Genomic DNA, 13,848 nt, shown 5'->3' with positions numbered 1-13,848 from the left:
CTTACTCAGCCTCTTCCTCTTTTTCTGATTTGGTCGATTCGTTTTTGGCGTTGCGGGTCATCCACAGCGCCAGCGCTTTTAACGAATCCGGCGTGAACTCGTCGCAGCGCGCGGTGATCTCTTCCGGCGTCATCCAGCTGACTTCACTCACTTCTTCTTCCTGCAGGGCGAACGGGCCGTGGGAGACGCAGCTAAACAGCCCGCCCCAGACGCGGCAGTTCTCGTCTTCGAAATAGAACTGACCGTGCTCGGCAAACGGCACGCCGGCGATGCCTAACTCCTCTTCCGCTTCACGACGCGCAGAATCCAGCAGCACTTCATCCGCCTGGACGACGCCGCCTGCAGTGGCATCCAGCATACCCGGGAGAAAATCTTTGGTGTCCGTGCGGCGCTGAACCAGAATTTTACCCATACCGTCATGCACAACGATATATGTCGCACGGTGACGCAGGCGCTCCGCACGCATTTGCTCGCGGCTGGCCTGCGCGATCACTTCATTCTCTTCGTTGACAATGTCAACCCACTCTGTACTTGCCAAATGACTCTGCTCCACCATCGGGAAACCTTCTTTTCTTAGCGCTCTTTCGGCGCGTTTGCAGTTGAGGTGTAACTTACGGATTAATCGCTACCTGCGCAATAACTTGCTGATCATTAAGTGCGATAACGCTCAGGGTATTTCCCTCCAGCATGCCGTAGCTCGCAGGATACCCGCCTTTTGGGATGCTGACCGAGCCCGGATTAAAGTGATAAATCTCACCGCGTTTTTCCGCAACCGGAATATGAGTATGACCGTAAACCAGGACATCGCCAGCCGCGAGGGTCGGGAGATTATCCGGGCCGAAAAGATGCCCGTGGGTCAGGAACAGACGGTGTTGTTCGAGCAGCACCTGCTGCCACGGCGCGGTAATGGGAAAATGCAGCAGCATCTGGTCCACTTCGCTGTCACAGTTGCCGCGAACGGCGATGATGCGCGAGGCATACGGGTTGAGTTTTTCCGCGACCTGCGCAGGGTCATAGCCTTCCGGCAGCGCGTTGCGTGGGCCGTGATTCAACACGTCACCCAGAATAATCAGCCACTTCGCACCGCTTTTCTCAAACAGAGAAAGGACACGCTCGGTCGCGGGCAGCGATCCATGGATATCCGACGCAAACATCAGTTTCATCAGTCACTCCTCGGGAAAACAGACTGCCCCCATCATACCTGAAGCGTCAGGGCTTATCAGCCCGCGCGCTTGGCCGAGAGTGCCACATAGCGCTGCACGGAGGCACGCTGCCACTGGAACGCGGCATAATCCACCAGCAGCTGCGGCACCTCGTCACCGTTGAGGATCAGGCGGTTTAGCATCAGCGCCAGATCGGCATCCGCAATGCACCACTCGCCGAACAGGTTTGGGTTGCCATGGGCGAGCAGTAAGGAGGCGGTTTCAATCAGCTTCTGCGCGCTTTCCTGCCCTTCTGCGCTGAGGGCGGGCTTTTTCACCCCGGCAAACACGACGTCCGTCGAGCGTTCAACGCGAATCGGCACCAGATCGCTGCGCAGCCACGCCTGGATCTGCCGCGCCCGGGCGCGCTTTTGCAGATCGTGAGGATAGATACGCTCCCACTCCGGGGGGGCGAACCGATCTTCCAGGTATTCATCGATCGCCGACGATTCGCTCAGGGCAAATCCGTCAATCTCCAGCACCGGCACGCGACGGGTCAGGTCGTAACCCTGCCACTGCGGCTTGAGATGTTCACCGCCGTCGAGATCAACGGTCTTCAGGGTAAAAGCGAGTCCTTTTTCGGCCAGCGCAACGTAAACGCTCATGACATAGGGAGAAAAGAAGTTCGCATCGGACCACAACGTGATGACGGGCTGGTTCATAACATCCTCATAGGCTGATCGGTTTTTACTCAACATATAATCTCTTGGCCTCGCTGTCACTTGATGAAAACTCACGATTTACAACAACCACCTATACTCATTTGTCATGGCACCACTATTCGCATGGACAGGAGTTGAGAATGATCGACCTTTATTATGCCCCTACCCCAAACGGCCATAAGATCACCCTCTTTCTTGAAGAAGCCGAGCTGGATTACAGGATCATTCGCGTGGATATCAGCAAAGGCGAGCAGTTCAGCCCTCTCTTTCTGGCTATCTCGCCGAATAATAAAATCCCGGCCATCATTGATAACCAGCCGGCGGACGGGGGCAGACCGTTGAGCCTGTTTGAATCCGGTGAAATTTTGCTCTACCTGGCGGAGAAAACCGGCAAGCTGCTGAGCGGCGAACTGCGCGAGCGCCACCATACGCTGCAATGGCTTTTCTGGCAGGCAAGCGGGCTGGGCCCCATGCTGGGACAAAATCATCATTTTACCGCTTACGCCCCGCAACCCATTCCTTATGCGATAGAGCGCTATCAGGTTGAGACGCAGCGGCTCTACGACGTTCTGAACCGTCGGCTGGAGAAAACGCCGTGGCTCGGGGGCGATCATTACAGTATTGCCGACATCGCCTGCTGGCCGTGGGTCAATACGCATGAAAAACACCGAATTGACCTGGCCGCTTACCCGGCGGTGAACAACTGGTTTGAGCGCATCCGGACCCGCCCGGCGACCGAGCGAGCGATGCAAAAAATCCAGCAAATTTAACCCGGTATGAGGCTGGGTGCCTGTGAGGCTCTCATGTATTATGGGCAGGAAATACTGACACGGAGAAGACCTGCAATGTCACAGCCAGACGCCATTATTCGTATAAAAAATTTACGCCTGCGTACCTTCATCGGTATCAAAGAGGAAGAGATCGCCAACCGTCAGGATATTGTTATTAATGTGGTGATTCACTACCCCGCAGACAAAGCGCGCGCCAGCGAAGACATCAATGACGCGCTGAACTACCGCACAATCACCAAGAACATTATCCAGTTTGTGGAGAATAACCGTTTCTCTCTGCTGGAAAAATTAACTCAGGATGTGCTCGATATCGCACGCGAACATCACTGGGTCACTTATGCTGAAGTTGAGATCGATAAACTTCACGCCCTGCGTTACGCCGACTCCGTCTCTATGACGTTAAGCTGGAAACGCCAGGCGTAAATCTGGAGGTTGTATGAAGATTTTGCTGACCGGCGGTACTGGCCTGATTGGTCGTCACCTCATTGCGCGTCTGCAGGCCTTGCACCACGACATCACCGTGGTCTCGCGCAGCCCGGAAAAAGCGCGTCAGGTGCTGGGGGCAGGTGTTGATATCTGGAAAAATCTGGCCGAGCAGCAAAATCTGGACGGTTTCGACGCCGTTATTAACCTCGCGGGAGAACCCATCGCCGATAAGCGCTGGACGGAAGAGCAAAAACAGCTGTTATGCAGCAGCCGGTGGAACATTACCGAAAAGCTGGTCGAGCTGATCCGCAACAGCCATACGCCGCCTTCCGTGCTGATTTCGGGTTCCGCAGTAGGCTATTACGGCGATCTTGGCGAGGTGGTGGTGACCGAGGAAGAGCCTCCCCATAACGAGTTCACCCATAAGCTCTGCGCCCAGTGGGAGCGTATCGCCTGCGCGGCGCAGAGCGATCGGACCCGCGTTTGCCTGCTGCGGACCGGTGTCGTCCTCGCGCCGAAAGGCGGCATTCTGGCGAAGATGCTTCCCCCTTTCAGGCTAGGACTCGGTGGCCCCATCGGCAATGGCCGTCAGTATATGGCGTGGATCCATATCGACGATATGGTCAACGGGATTCTCTGGCTGCTGGATAACGATCTGCGCGGGCCGTTTAACATGGTTGCGCCGTATCCGGTGCGAAATGAACAGTTTGCCCACGCGCTGGGACATGCCCTGCACCGCCCGGCGATATTGCGCGTTCCTGCGACGGCGATTCGGCTGCTGATGGGTGAAGCGTCTGTTCTGGTTCTGGGCGGACAGAGAGCGCTGCCAAAACGGCTGGAAGCGGCCGGGTTTGCGTTCCGCTGGTATGAATTAGAAGAGGCGCTGGGGGATGTGGTGCGGTGAATATGGTACAGTGACAGGCCATGTTCCGAAGAAATGGCGTAACAATGGCAACCATCACCACACCCCGGCTTCACCTCACCCCTTTTGAACCCGCTGACTGGGCCTTCTTTCGCTCGCTGCGTGAAGATCGCCGCATCATGCGCTATATGGCCGCCATCGCCCCGGAAAAAGAGACCCGACGCGTGTTTGCCGCGCGACTCGCTGCTGCTCATGTGTTTGTCATTCGCGCCCGGGATGATGATACGCCGCTGGGCGATATCGGCCTGCAGATTAGCGCTGAGAATCGTGAAGAGGCGGATATCGGCTATACGGTTGTGCCTGCCGCGCAGGGGAAAGGTATCGCCAGCGAAGCGCTGCGCGCGGTGTGTGATTACGCCTTTAACCAGACCGGCGTGAAGGCGATTAATGCGTACGTGCTGGCGGACAACGGCGGGTCGATACGGGTGCTGGAGAAAACCGGGTTTGTGCGTATGCAGGTACTGGAAAAGGCGTATGAGATTGACGGCGTGCGCTATGACGACTGGGTGTACCGGCTGGAGTGTAGTGCGGCCTGAATGCCGGGCGGCACTGCGTTTGCCCGGCCTACGGTTTTGTAGGCCCGGTAAGCGAAGCGCCACCGGGCGATTGGGCTGCACTGCGGTCTGATGCCCTCTTACTTCAGAGAGCCTTTAAGGAACTGCTGCAAACGCGGGCTTTGCGGGTTTGCCAGCACCTCATCCGGATGCCCCTGCTCTTCAATTTTCCCCTGATGCAGGAAAATCACGTGGTTCGAGACGTTACGGGCGAAGCCCATCTCGTGCGTCACGACCACCATCGTTTTGCCCTCTTCGGCCAGCTTCTGCATGATGCGCAGCACTTCGCCAACGAGTTCAGGGTCCAGCGCGGAGGTCGGTTCGTCGAACAGCAGCACCTCGGGCTCCATCGCCAGCGCGCGGGCGATAGAGACACGCTGCTGCTGACCGCCGGAGAGATGCACCGGGTATTTCATCTGCTGGCGTTCGTCGATGCCCACTTTCGCCAGGTATTTCACCGCGCGCTCGCGGGCTTCATGCTTGCTCAGGCCCAGCACCTGAACCGGTGCTTCCATCACGTTCTCCAGCACCGTCATGTGGCTCCAGAGGTTAAAGTGCTGGAATACCATCGTCAGGCGCGTACGCAGCAGGCGCAGCTGGTTCTTGTCTGCCACCTTCAGCTGGCCGTCTTTGTCACGCACCAGGTTGATATTCTGCCCGCTCACCACAATTGAGCCTTCACTCGGCTTTTCGAGGAAGTTGATGCAGCGCAGGAAGGTACTTTTTCCCGAGCCAGATGAGCCGATGATACTGATCACGTCGCCCGCATTCGCCTGCAGCGACACCCCTTTCAGCACTTCATGTTCGCCGTAGCGTTTGTGCAAATCAATTACGTTTAATTTGTTCTCAGCCATCATCTTTCTCAGTGCGTCGAAGAAGGTTTTATATGCTGCAACCAGCGTTTTTCAGCCTTACGGAACAGGCTAATCAGAACATAAGAGATAATTAAATAGAGCACCGCCGCAATGCCAAACGCGGTAAACGGCTGATAGGTTGCGGAGTTAATATCGCGCGCTATTTTGAGCAGGTCCGGCACCGTCGCGGTAAAGGCGAGCGCAGTCGAGTGCAGCATCAAAATCACTTCGTTACTGTAGGCCGGTAACGCGATACGCAGGGCCGATGGCAGAATGATGCAGCGGTAGAGTTTCACCGACGAGAAGCCGTAGGCCCGGGCAGCTTCAATTTCACCGTAAGGAACAGAACGAATCGCCCCCGCGAAAATCTCCGTGGTGTAGGCGCAGGTGTTGAGCGTCAACGCCAGCACCGTGCAGTTCAGACCGCTGCGGAAGAACGCATTCAGCATCTCAGTGCCTTTTACGATCTCAAGCGTATACATTCCCGAGTAGAACACCAGCAGCTGCACGTACAGCGGCGTACCGCGAAAGACGTAGGTGAACAGCCAGATCGGGAACTGGATAAATTTATTGTTCGAGACGCGGCCAATGGCAAGAAACACCGCCAGAATACCGCCCATTACCACGGAGGAGATCAGCAGCCAGAGCGTAATCGCCACGCCGGTAAAGCGGTAGCCATCTGTCCACAGCAGCGATTTCCAGTATTCCTGAATAATCTCAATCACAGGTCAGCCCTCTTCACACCCACGGAGTAGCGACGCTCCAGCAGAAGCAGCACACCATTGGAGACGGTCGTAAAGACCAGATAAATCACGCCACAGACCACCGCAAAATAGAACGGCTCCCAGGTGCTCTTACCCGCCAGCTGAGTCGCTTTCACGACGTCTTCCAGACCGAGCAGCGAGACCAGCGCTGTCGCTTTGAGGATAACCTGCCAGTTGTTCCCGATGCCCGGCAGCGCGTAGCGCATCATGGCCGGGAACATAATCCGACGAAACGTTTGTGATGAGGTAAAACCAAATGCGGTTGCCGCCTCAATGTGACCTTTCGGCACGGCCATGTAAGCACCGCGGAAGGTTTCAGTGAAGTAGGCGCCGTAGATAAAACCGAGGGTAATAATACCGGCCACCATCGGGTCGATATCAATTTGTCCCATGCCCATCGCGTCTGTTATGCCGTTAAGCGCAATCTGCAGACCGTAAAAAATCAGCAGCATCAGCACCAGATCGGGAACGCCGCGAATGAGCGTGGTGTAGCCTTCAAAGATTAGCGCCAGGGGTTTGTTAGCTGAAAGCTTCGCCCCTGCGCCTGCCAGACCTATCAGCACCGCCAGCACCACGGAGCTGATAGCCAGCTCAAGGGTGACAAGCGCGCCCTGTAAAATAACGCCAGAAAATCCGTACAGCATACCGCGAGCCCTGTCGTATCGTGAGTGGTGGAACCGTGTCTTTTCCCCTCCCGCCGTGGGAGGGGCCGCACGTTATATGACGGGGCGATTAGCCGCCGTAAACATTAAAATCAAAGTACTTTTTCGCCAGCTTGTCGTAGGTGCCGTCTGCGCGCATTTCAGCGAACGCCTTGTTCAGCGCTTCACGCAGTTCGTTGTCTTCTTTGCGCAGGCCCATACCGGTGCCCACACCAAACAACTTCACATCCTTAATGGACGGGCCGCCAAACTTGTAATCTTTACCTACCGGCGTTTTCAGGAAGCCTTCGCTAGCCGCGACTTCATCCTGGAATGCGGCATCAATACGGCCTGCCGTCAGGTCAGCGTAGATATTTTCCTGGCCCTGATAGGAGACAATTTCAATCCCCTTCGGTGCCCAGTGCTCGTTGCCGTAGGTTTCCTGAGTGGTGCCCTGCAGCACGCCCACGCGTTTGCCCTTCAGCGATTCCAGCGTTGGCTGAATATCAGACGATTTCGCCACCACCAGACGTGAATCGGCCGCGTAGAGTTTGTCGGTGAAGGCAATCTCCTGCTGGCGTTTTTCAGTGATGGAGAGGGAGGACATGATTACGTCGATTTTTTTCGCTTTCAGGGACGGGATCAGCGCATCCAACGGGTTCTCAACGTAGGTACACTGTGCTTTGATGCGTTTGCACAGCTCATTGGCCAGATCGATGTCAAAACCGACCAGTTCACCCTTTGAATTCTTCGATTCGAACGGCGCATAGGTAGGGTCGGTACCAATTCGAATTTTCTGCGGAATAGCTGCGAATGCCGCGGTGGCGCTGGAAAAGGCCAGTACCAGTGATAATGACAACACGAGTTTTTTCATATTTGTCCTCAACAAACTGTCTTCATACGGGATTTTTACGACGACGGGGTGGTGCTAATGTGCCATTAATCCCCTCAGTCAGGCAAAGATTAATGCCTTTCCAGCGGGAATTTTTGCATTATTAATGCGTAAGTATGCACACAGCGATCCAATACAGTGCATCAAATGCACCGTATTGGGTCAACCGCTCCCGTAACGCACCTTTCCGGTGCGTCACCGTCAGGTGTTATTCACCGTATACGTTGAAGTCGAAGTATTTCTTCGCCAGTTTGTCGTACGTACCGTCTTTACGCAGCTCTGCAAAGGCTTTGTCGAAGGCGGCTTTCAGCTCGGTATCATCCTTACGCAGGCCAATCCCGGTGCCGTCGCCAAAGTACTTTTTGTCTTTCACCGACGGGCCTGCAAACGCGTAGTCTTTACCCGCAGGCTGCTTCAGGAAGCCTTCGCTCGCGGCGACTTCATCCTGGAATGCCGCATCCAGACGGCCTGCCGCCAGGTCAGAGTAAATCAGATCCTGGTTCTGGTAAGCCACCACGTCTACGCCCTTCTCACGCCAGTTAGCATTGGCATAGCCTTCCTGAGTCGAACCCTGAAGCACGCCGACATGCTTGCCTTTCAGCGAGTCGATGGTGGGCTTAATCGGGGAGCCTTTAGGCGCAATCAGGCGAGAATCCGCGGCGTAGAGCTTGTCAGAGAAGGCAATCTCCTGCTGGCGTTTTTCAGTGATGGAAAGAGAAGAGATAATGGCGTCGATTTTCTTGGCTTTCAGCGACGGGATTAACGCGTCAAAGTCGCTGCCCACCCATGTGCATTTCACCGCAATGCGTTTGCACATTTCATTACCCAGATCGATATCAAACCCCACGAAATCGCCTTTCGCATCCTTGGAAGAGAATGGCGCGTAGGTTGCGTCTGTACCGATACGAACCGTCTGTGGAAGCGCTGCGTAGCTACCTGCTGCCGCACTTAACCCCACCAGCAAAGACAGAGCCAGAACCGTCTTCTTCATACATTTACCCTCAAGTACCGTGATTTTATTATGTATTGTGTTGTGTGTTGTGTTGCAGGCTTCATCTTGCAGGTCTTATGCCACATTGCCGTCTGGTTAAAACTTCGACGTTAAATATGTTAATAAAACGTTGCGATACTGCCTTAATGGTGAAAGATAGCAGGTCTGCCGAACGAACCGGAGAGAGAAAAAGGGAAAAAACGAATTAAATGTCGAGGATATGATCGCCGTTGCATAATTGCCCTGAAACAGGGCAACGTGTCTTTTCATGCACCGGCTATGTGCACAGATTCAGGCACCCTGCCAGCGGGTGAAGAGATCCTCGGGCAGGTCGATGTCGAACTGATCGAGTACGCGGTTAACGGTCTGGTTGATAATGTCGTCCAGCGTTTGTGGACGATGGTAGAACGCGGGCACCGGCGGCATGATCACAGCCCCCAGCTCAGCAGCCTGCGTCATTAAGCGCAGATGGCCCAGGTGCAGCGGCGTTTCCCGCACGCACAGCACCAGAGGACGCCGCTCCTTCAGCACCACATCCGCCGCACGCGTCACCAGGGTGTCGGTATAGCTGTTCACAATGCCGGAGAGCGTTTTGATTGAACAGGGCAGGATCACCATGCCGGCGGTTTTAAACGAGCCTGAGGAGATGCTGGCGGCGATATCACGGGCATCGTGAACGACATCCGCAAGCGCCTGAACATCGCGCAGGGAGAGATCGGTTTCCAGAGAGAGGGTCTGCCGCGCCGCCTGGCTCATCACCAGATGGGTTTCGACGTTCGCCACGTTACGCAGAACCTGTAGCAAACGTACGCCGTAAATCGCACCGCTGGCACCGCTGAGCCCAACTATGAGTCGTTTCATGATTTTCGCCCTTACTGATTTCAGGGCAGACTGTGCAGGATTTTGCAGGGAGTTGCAAGTGAGGGCATACGCCCTCACCTGCCGGAACATCAACCTTCGTTGTGCATCTCTAAGCTTTCAAGATCGTTCTGCAGCTGGACGGCTTTCGCATCGTCGTTGCGCAGCGAATCAAGATAGTCGAGATACTGCTGGTCAACGTCTTTGGTCACGTAAATACCGTTGAACACGGAGCATTCAAACTGCTGAATTTCCGGGTTCTCGGCACGCACCGCGTCGATGAGGTCGTTGAGGTCCTGGAAAATCAGGCCGTCAGCACCGATGATCTGGCGAATTTCATCCACTTCACGCCCGTGAGCGATCAGCTCGTTGGCGGTTGGCATATCAATACCGTACACGTTCGGGAAGCGAATCTCCGGCGCAGCAGAGGCCAGATAGACTTTCTTCGCACCCGCTTCGCGTGCCATCTCGATAATCTGCTCAGAGGTGGTACCGCGAACGATGGAGTCATCCACCAGCAGAACATTCTTGTCGCGGAATTCCGCGCGGTTAGCGTTCAGCTTGCGGCGCACGGACTTACGGCGCAGATGTTGCCCCGGCATGATGAAGGTGCGGCCAACGTAGCGGTTCTTCACGAAGCCCTGACGGTATGGCTTATCCAGAATGCGGGCGATCTCCAGCGCGATATCGCAGGAGGTTTCCGGGATAGGAATCACCACGTCGATGTCGAGATCGTCCCACTCGCGGGCAATCTTCTCGCCAAGCTTGGTGCCCATGTTGACGCGCGCGCTGTAGACGGAAATCTTGTCGATGAAGGAGTCCGGACGGGCAAAGTAAACGTATTCAAACAGGCACGGGTTGCTGACCGGGTTGTCGGCACACTGGCGGGTAAACAGCTGGCCCTTCTCGGTGATGTAGACCGCTTCGCCCGGCGCAACGTCGCGCAGGAATTCGAAGCCCAGGGTATCCAGCGCCACGCTCTCCGAGGCAACCATATATTCGGTACGGCCATCGCCGAGGTCGCGCTTGCCGAGTACCAGCGGACGAATGCCGTTTGGATCGCGGAAGGCCACCATGCCGTGACCGATGATCATCGCCACGCAGGCGTACGCGCCGCGGATCTGACGGTTTGTCGCGGCAATCGCGGCAAAAATGTTGTCCGCTTCCAGCGGATAGTGACGGAAGTTATCCAGCTCGCTGGCGAACACGTTGAGCAGGATTTCAGAATCAGAGGTGGTGTTAATGTGGCGACGTTTCTCTTCGAACAGCTTTTTACGCAGCTCATGCGCGTTGGTCAGGTTGCCGTTATGGGCAAGGGTGATGCCATACGGTGAGTTGACGTAGAAAGGCTGTGCCTCAGAGGCGCTGGAACTGCCAGCGGTAGGATAACGAACGTGACCGATCCCCATATTACCTTGCAGACGCTGCATATGGCGGGCTTCAAACACATCGTTTACCAGGCCATTCGCCTTGCGTAAACGGAAGCAGTTGTTTGCATCAATGGTGATGATACCCGCAGCATCCTGCCCACGGTGCTGAAGCACCGTTAACGCGTCATAAATCGACTGGTTTACCGGCATGAAACCGGCGATACCGACAATACCGCACATTCGTCTTTTCCTCGTTAAGCCACATCTCAGGGTTTATGCCCTGGGCAAAAAACTCGACGAGCTTTGCAGATAGTCAAAGAACCATCTGATGATGAAGCTGAACTCTGGAATGAGCTGCGATTTCTGCCAGTCTTCACTTTTGGAGAACCCGGTAAAGGTATCCAGGAAGAACAGGATCGCGGCCACAATCAGCACGCCTCGCAACGCCCCGAAACAGATCCCGAGTACCCTGTCCGTTCCTGACAGACCGGTTTTCTCGACCAGCTGACCTATCACGTAATTGACGATAGCGCCAACAATCAGCGTCGCGATAAACAGCACCGCGATGGCGATTCCATTTCGGACCAGTTCATCTTCAAAGCCCGTGAACCAGACAGACAGGTAAGTGTAGTAATGACTGGCGACAAAGAAAGCACAACCCCAGGTCACCAGCGATAACGCTTCACGAACAAAGCCACGGATCAGGCTAACCAGACAGGAAAAACCAATCACCGCAATGATGGCGTAATCAATCCAGACCATATGTGTCCCACGATTAAACGCCCTGTCATCCAGTTCGGGGCGAATTCTAACAGAAAAAGAAAACGTTTGCGTAGGGATTTCCTTCCCGCGCGTAAATAAAAAAGGCGCTGAAAAAATGTTCAACGCCGTGGCTTGTCGCCTCTCTCTTACTGGAGCAGGTCGTACTTAGTTCGCGCTGTAGCCCATCACCACACCGCTCAGGCCGGAGATCTGCTTCAGCTCACCCAGCGACCCTTTCAGTTTGTCTTTAGACGCTTCTGGCCCCACGAGGATACGGGTAATTTTACCCTGCACCGGCGTGGAAGGTGAAGTGTAAACACGATATCCCGCACTGCGCAGTTTACCCACCACCTCATTCACCTTGTCCGCATTTTTCAGCGCACCGAGCTGCACCACGTAGGCTTTGCCCGTTGGGGCAGCAGCGTCCTGCTGCGTCGGTTTTGCTGGCGGAGGCGTCTCTGACGCTGCGGCGAGCTGTTCTGCCGCTTTATCACGCTGCGGTTTCGGCTGCGGCTTCTCAACCGGCTTCGGTTTTTCAACCGGTTTAGGCTGCTCGACCGGCACAGGATCGATATCGCTGTTGCTCGTGGCCGCCAGGCGAGACGGATCGAGCGACGGTGCGGCGGCATCGCCCGCGCGCACCTCTTCCGCCGCCCCTTCCGGAGGCTGAGCAGGCAGCGCCTGCGTCGCCGCGGGCAGCATATCCGGCTCATCGCGGTCGCCCGGTTTCGGCACCAGCGGAATCGCGGCAAACTCATCCTGATAATGCTTTTTCTGCCCGTCGAGCAGCCCGGGAAGAATAATCACCCCGAGCGCGACCAGCACAATGGTTCCTGTTAAACGGTTCTGAAACTTACTCGCCACCGGTTCTCCCCGCGTCCATCACTTCCATGACATGTGCCACCGTGTGGAATGAACCACACACCAGCACGGTATCTTCTGGTTTAGCCTCCGCCATCGCGGCATGCCAGGCCTGCGCCACGCTACTGTAGATTGCGCCTTTGCCGAGATGTTCCATCAGCTGCTCAGCCGTCGCGCCGCGCGGCCCCTCCAGAGGAGCACAATACCAGCTATCGACCACACTCTCCATGCAGGCCAGCGTCCCGCCGATATCTTTATCATGAAGCATACCGATAACCGCCAGCACGCGCCCGGTTTTTGGTAACGATTTGAGACGTCCCGCGAGATACGCCGCCGCGTGGGGGTTGTGCGCCACGTCCAGAATCAGGCGCGGTGACTCGCTCACAATCTGGAAACGTCCTGGCAGAATCGCGTTTTGTATACCCTCGCGGATCGCCTGTTCGCTGACCACGAGGCCGCTGGCGCGCAGTGCCGCCAGTGCGGTTGCCGCATTTGGCTGCGGGACCTGCGGCAGCGGCAGGTTATCCAGCGCCCCCTGCGCGTCGCTAAAGCGCCAGCCGTTGTCCTGAACCTCATACTGCCAGTCAACGCCGCGGCGCAGCAGCTGTGCGCCCTTTTCGTTCGCCACGTCAGCAATGGTGTGCGGCATGTCCGGCTCGCCCACCACGGCAGGTTTATTTGCCCGGAAAATACCGGCCTTCTCGCGGCCAATGCTTTCACGATCGGGCCCCAGCCAGTCGATATGATCCAGCGCGATGCTGGTCACTACCGCCACGTCTGCATCGACGATATTGGTCGCATCAAGACGTCCGCCAAGACCAACCTCAAGGATCACCACGTCCAGCTGGGCCTGTTTGAACAGCCACAGGGCCGACAGAGTGCCGTATTCAAAATAGGTTAATGAGGTCTCTCCGCGCGCGGCTTCAATTTCCGCGAACGATGCCGTATGCGCCGACTCCGGCAGCTCGCTGTTCTGCACACGAACCCGCTCGGTGTAGCGTACCAGATGTGGCGAGCTGTACACGCCGACCCTATAGCCCGCCGCCATCAGGACGGATTCCAGCGTGCGGCAGGTGGTACCTTTGCCGTTGGTGCCTGCGACGGTGAACACGAAAGGCGCCGGTTTCAGCACATCAAGACGCGCGGCAACCTGGCTTACGCGCTCAAGCCCCATATCGATGGTTTTACTGTGCAGGTTTTCCAGATAAGAAAGCCACGCGGCCAGGGGCGACGTGGCTTGGGGAATGCTTTTATTTTCCATAATGCCCGGTTGTCATTAACAGATTAGAAAGCAAAAG

General features: G+C 56.0%; 17 protein-coding genes. 4 read left to right on the top strand and 13 right to left on the bottom strand.

Annotation, left to right across the window (positions count from 1 at the left end; genetic code table 11):
- Position 1 precedes the first annotated feature (1 nt).
- The 3 genes from yfcD to yfcF are packed head-to-tail and all read right to left on the bottom strand — an operon-like array spanning position 2 to position 1,864.
- A complete protein-coding gene (yfcD, locus tag ACHH0Z_RS00830) occupies positions 2–556 on the bottom strand; it encodes an NUDIX hydrolase YfcD (RefSeq protein WP_008502582.1) in 555 nt (184 codons plus the stop codon).
- Between the two features lie 55 nt (positions 557–611).
- Complete coding sequence (gene yfcE, locus ACHH0Z_RS00825; RefSeq protein WP_032663148.1) at positions 612–1,163, bottom strand: phosphodiesterase; 552 nt, start codon at positions 1,161–1,163, stop codon at positions 612–614.
- Positions 1,164–1,219: 56 nt separating this feature from the next.
- Positions 1,220–1,864, bottom strand: coding sequence for a glutathione transferase (gene yfcF, locus ACHH0Z_RS00820; RefSeq protein WP_008502584.1), 645 nt, complete (start codon positions 1,862–1,864; stop codon positions 1,220–1,222).
- A 140-nt stretch (positions 1,865–2,004) separates the two neighbouring features.
- Between yfcF and yfcG the strand changes: the two genes are divergently transcribed.
- The 4 genes from yfcG to ACHH0Z_RS00800 all read left to right on the top strand — a co-directional run bounded on the left by yfcG (position 2,005) and on the right by ACHH0Z_RS00800 (position 4,539).
- Entirely contained in the window at positions 2,005–2,634 is a 630-nt protein-coding gene (yfcG, locus tag ACHH0Z_RS00815; RefSeq protein ID WP_008502585.1) for a GSH-dependent disulfide bond oxidoreductase, read from the top strand.
- 75 nt (positions 2,635–2,709) lie between these two features.
- A complete protein-coding gene (gene folX, locus ACHH0Z_RS00810) occupies positions 2,710–3,078 on the top strand; it encodes a dihydroneopterin triphosphate 2'-epimerase (protein WP_008502586.1) in 369 nt (122 codons plus the stop codon).
- Between the two features lie 13 nt (positions 3,079–3,091).
- The gene (locus tag ACHH0Z_RS00805; RefSeq protein ID WP_021241567.1) at positions 3,092–3,985 is read left to right on the top strand and encodes a TIGR01777 family oxidoreductase; all 894 of its coding nucleotides are present in this window, start codon (positions 3,092–3,094) and stop codon (positions 3,983–3,985) included.
- A 44-nt stretch (positions 3,986–4,029) separates the two neighbouring features.
- Positions 4,030–4,539: a GNAT family N-acetyltransferase gene (locus ACHH0Z_RS00800; protein WP_032663146.1), complete on the top strand. Its 510-nt coding sequence runs from the start codon at positions 4,030–4,032 to the stop codon at positions 4,537–4,539.
- A gap of 98 nt (positions 4,540–4,637) precedes the next feature.
- Here ACHH0Z_RS00800 and hisP read toward each other — a convergent pair whose 3' ends face one another.
- From hisP to folC, 10 genes are all read right to left on the bottom strand, one after another.
- Positions 4,638–5,411 carry a histidine ABC transporter ATP-binding protein HisP gene (hisP, locus tag ACHH0Z_RS00795; RefSeq protein ID WP_014832781.1) on the bottom strand — a complete coding sequence of 258 codons (774 nt, stop codon included), beginning with the start codon at positions 5,409–5,411 and terminating at the stop codon, positions 4,638–4,640.
- Between the two features lie 8 nt (positions 5,412–5,419).
- Positions 5,420–6,136: an ABC transporter permease gene (locus tag ACHH0Z_RS00790; protein WP_008502590.1), complete on the bottom strand. Its 717-nt coding sequence runs from the start codon at positions 6,134–6,136 to the stop codon at positions 5,420–5,422.
- Positions 6,133–6,819: a histidine ABC transporter permease HisQ gene (locus ACHH0Z_RS00785; RefSeq protein WP_008502591.1), complete on the bottom strand. Its 687-nt coding sequence runs from the start codon at positions 6,817–6,819 to the stop codon at positions 6,133–6,135. Before ACHH0Z_RS00785 ends, ACHH0Z_RS00790 begins: the two co-directional genes overlap by 4 nt.
- Before the next feature lie 88 nt (positions 6,820–6,907).
- Positions 6,908–7,690 (bottom strand): histidine ABC transporter substrate-binding protein HisJ, encoded by a 783-nt coding sequence (hisJ, locus tag ACHH0Z_RS00780; RefSeq protein ID WP_008502592.1) that lies wholly within the window; start codon positions 7,688–7,690, stop codon positions 6,908–6,910.
- A 226-nt stretch (positions 7,691–7,916) separates the two neighbouring features.
- A complete protein-coding gene (gene argT, locus ACHH0Z_RS00775; RefSeq protein ID WP_008502593.1) occupies positions 7,917–8,699 on the bottom strand; it encodes a lysine/arginine/ornithine ABC transporter substrate-binding protein ArgT in 783 nt (260 codons plus the stop codon).
- A gap of 291 nt (positions 8,700–8,990) precedes the next feature.
- A complete protein-coding gene (locus ACHH0Z_RS00770) occupies positions 8,991–9,560 on the bottom strand; it encodes a UbiX family flavin prenyltransferase (RefSeq protein WP_032663144.1) in 570 nt (189 codons plus the stop codon).
- Positions 9,561–9,649: 89 nt separating this feature from the next.
- The gene (gene purF / locus ACHH0Z_RS00765; RefSeq protein WP_021241570.1) at positions 9,650–11,167 is read right to left on the bottom strand and encodes an amidophosphoribosyltransferase; all 1,518 of its coding nucleotides are present in this window, start codon (positions 11,165–11,167) and stop codon (positions 9,650–9,652) included.
- Between the two features lie 33 nt (positions 11,168–11,200).
- A complete protein-coding gene (gene cvpA / locus ACHH0Z_RS00760; RefSeq protein ID WP_000262116.1) occupies positions 11,201–11,689 on the bottom strand; it encodes a colicin V production protein in 489 nt (162 codons plus the stop codon).
- Between the two features lie 165 nt (positions 11,690–11,854).
- Positions 11,855–12,553: a cell division protein DedD gene (dedD, locus tag ACHH0Z_RS00755; RefSeq protein ID WP_008502596.1), complete on the bottom strand. Its 699-nt coding sequence runs from the start codon at positions 12,551–12,553 to the stop codon at positions 11,855–11,857.
- Positions 12,543–13,811, bottom strand: coding sequence for a bifunctional tetrahydrofolate synthase/dihydrofolate synthase (folC, locus tag ACHH0Z_RS00750; protein ID WP_032663141.1), 1,269 nt, complete (start codon positions 13,809–13,811; stop codon positions 12,543–12,545). The genes dedD and folC overlap by 11 nt, the downstream gene beginning before the upstream one ends.
- Positions 13,812–13,848 lie beyond the last annotated feature (37 nt).

This window comes from Enterobacter cloacae complex sp. 2024EL-00227, from assembly GCF_043945315.1.
Lineage (GTDB): Bacteria > Pseudomonadota > Gammaproteobacteria > Enterobacterales > Enterobacteriaceae > Enterobacter > Enterobacter roggenkampii.
This window is presented reverse-complemented; position numbering and strand designations above follow the sequence as displayed.

Excerpts from the sequence above, each read along its gene's own strand:
- ACHH0Z_RS00770 (WP_032663144.1), bottom strand. The coding sequence starts at position 9,560 with ATGAAACGACTCATAGTTGGGCTCAGCGGTGCCAGCGGTGCGATTTAC.
- cvpA (WP_000262116.1), bottom strand. The coding sequence starts at position 11,689 with ATGGTCTGGATTGATTACGCCATCATTGCGGTGATTGGTTTTTCCTGT.
- yfcD (WP_008502582.1), bottom strand. The coding sequence starts at position 556 with ATGGTGGAGCAGAGTCATTTGGCAAGTACAGAGTGGGTTGACATTGTC.
- ACHH0Z_RS00785 (WP_008502591.1), bottom strand. The coding sequence starts at position 6,819 with ATGCTGTACGGATTTTCTGGCGTTATTTTACAGGGCGCGCTTGTCACC.
- hisP (WP_014832781.1), bottom strand. The coding sequence starts at position 5,411 with ATGGCTGAGAACAAATTAAACGTAATTGATTTGCACAAACGCTACGGC.
- yfcE (WP_032663148.1), bottom strand. The coding sequence starts at position 1,163 with ATGAAACTGATGTTTGCGTCGGATATCCATGGATCGCTGCCCGCGACC.
- purF (WP_021241570.1), bottom strand. The coding sequence starts at position 11,167 with ATGTGCGGTATTGTCGGTATCGCCGGTTTCATGCCGGTAAACCAGTCG.
- yfcG (WP_008502585.1), top strand. The coding sequence starts at position 2,005 with ATGATCGACCTTTATTATGCCCCTACCCCAAACGGCCATAAGATCACC.
- yfcF (WP_008502584.1), bottom strand. The coding sequence starts at position 1,864 with ATGAACCAGCCCGTCATCACGTTGTGGTCCGATGCGAACTTCTTTTCT.
- hisJ (WP_008502592.1), bottom strand. The coding sequence starts at position 7,690 with ATGAAAAAACTCGTGTTGTCATTATCACTGGTACTGGCCTTTTCCAGC.
- ACHH0Z_RS00805 (WP_021241567.1), top strand. The coding sequence starts at position 3,092 with ATGAAGATTTTGCTGACCGGCGGTACTGGCCTGATTGGTCGTCACCTC.
- folC (WP_032663141.1), bottom strand. The coding sequence starts at position 13,811 with ATGGAAAATAAAAGCATTCCCCAAGCCACGTCGCCCCTGGCCGCGTGG.
- argT (WP_008502593.1), bottom strand. The coding sequence starts at position 8,699 with ATGAAGAAGACGGTTCTGGCTCTGTCTTTGCTGGTGGGGTTAAGTGCG.
- folX (WP_008502586.1), top strand. The coding sequence starts at position 2,710 with ATGTCACAGCCAGACGCCATTATTCGTATAAAAAATTTACGCCTGCGT.
- ACHH0Z_RS00800 (WP_032663146.1), top strand. The coding sequence starts at position 4,030 with ATGGCAACCATCACCACACCCCGGCTTCACCTCACCCCTTTTGAACCC.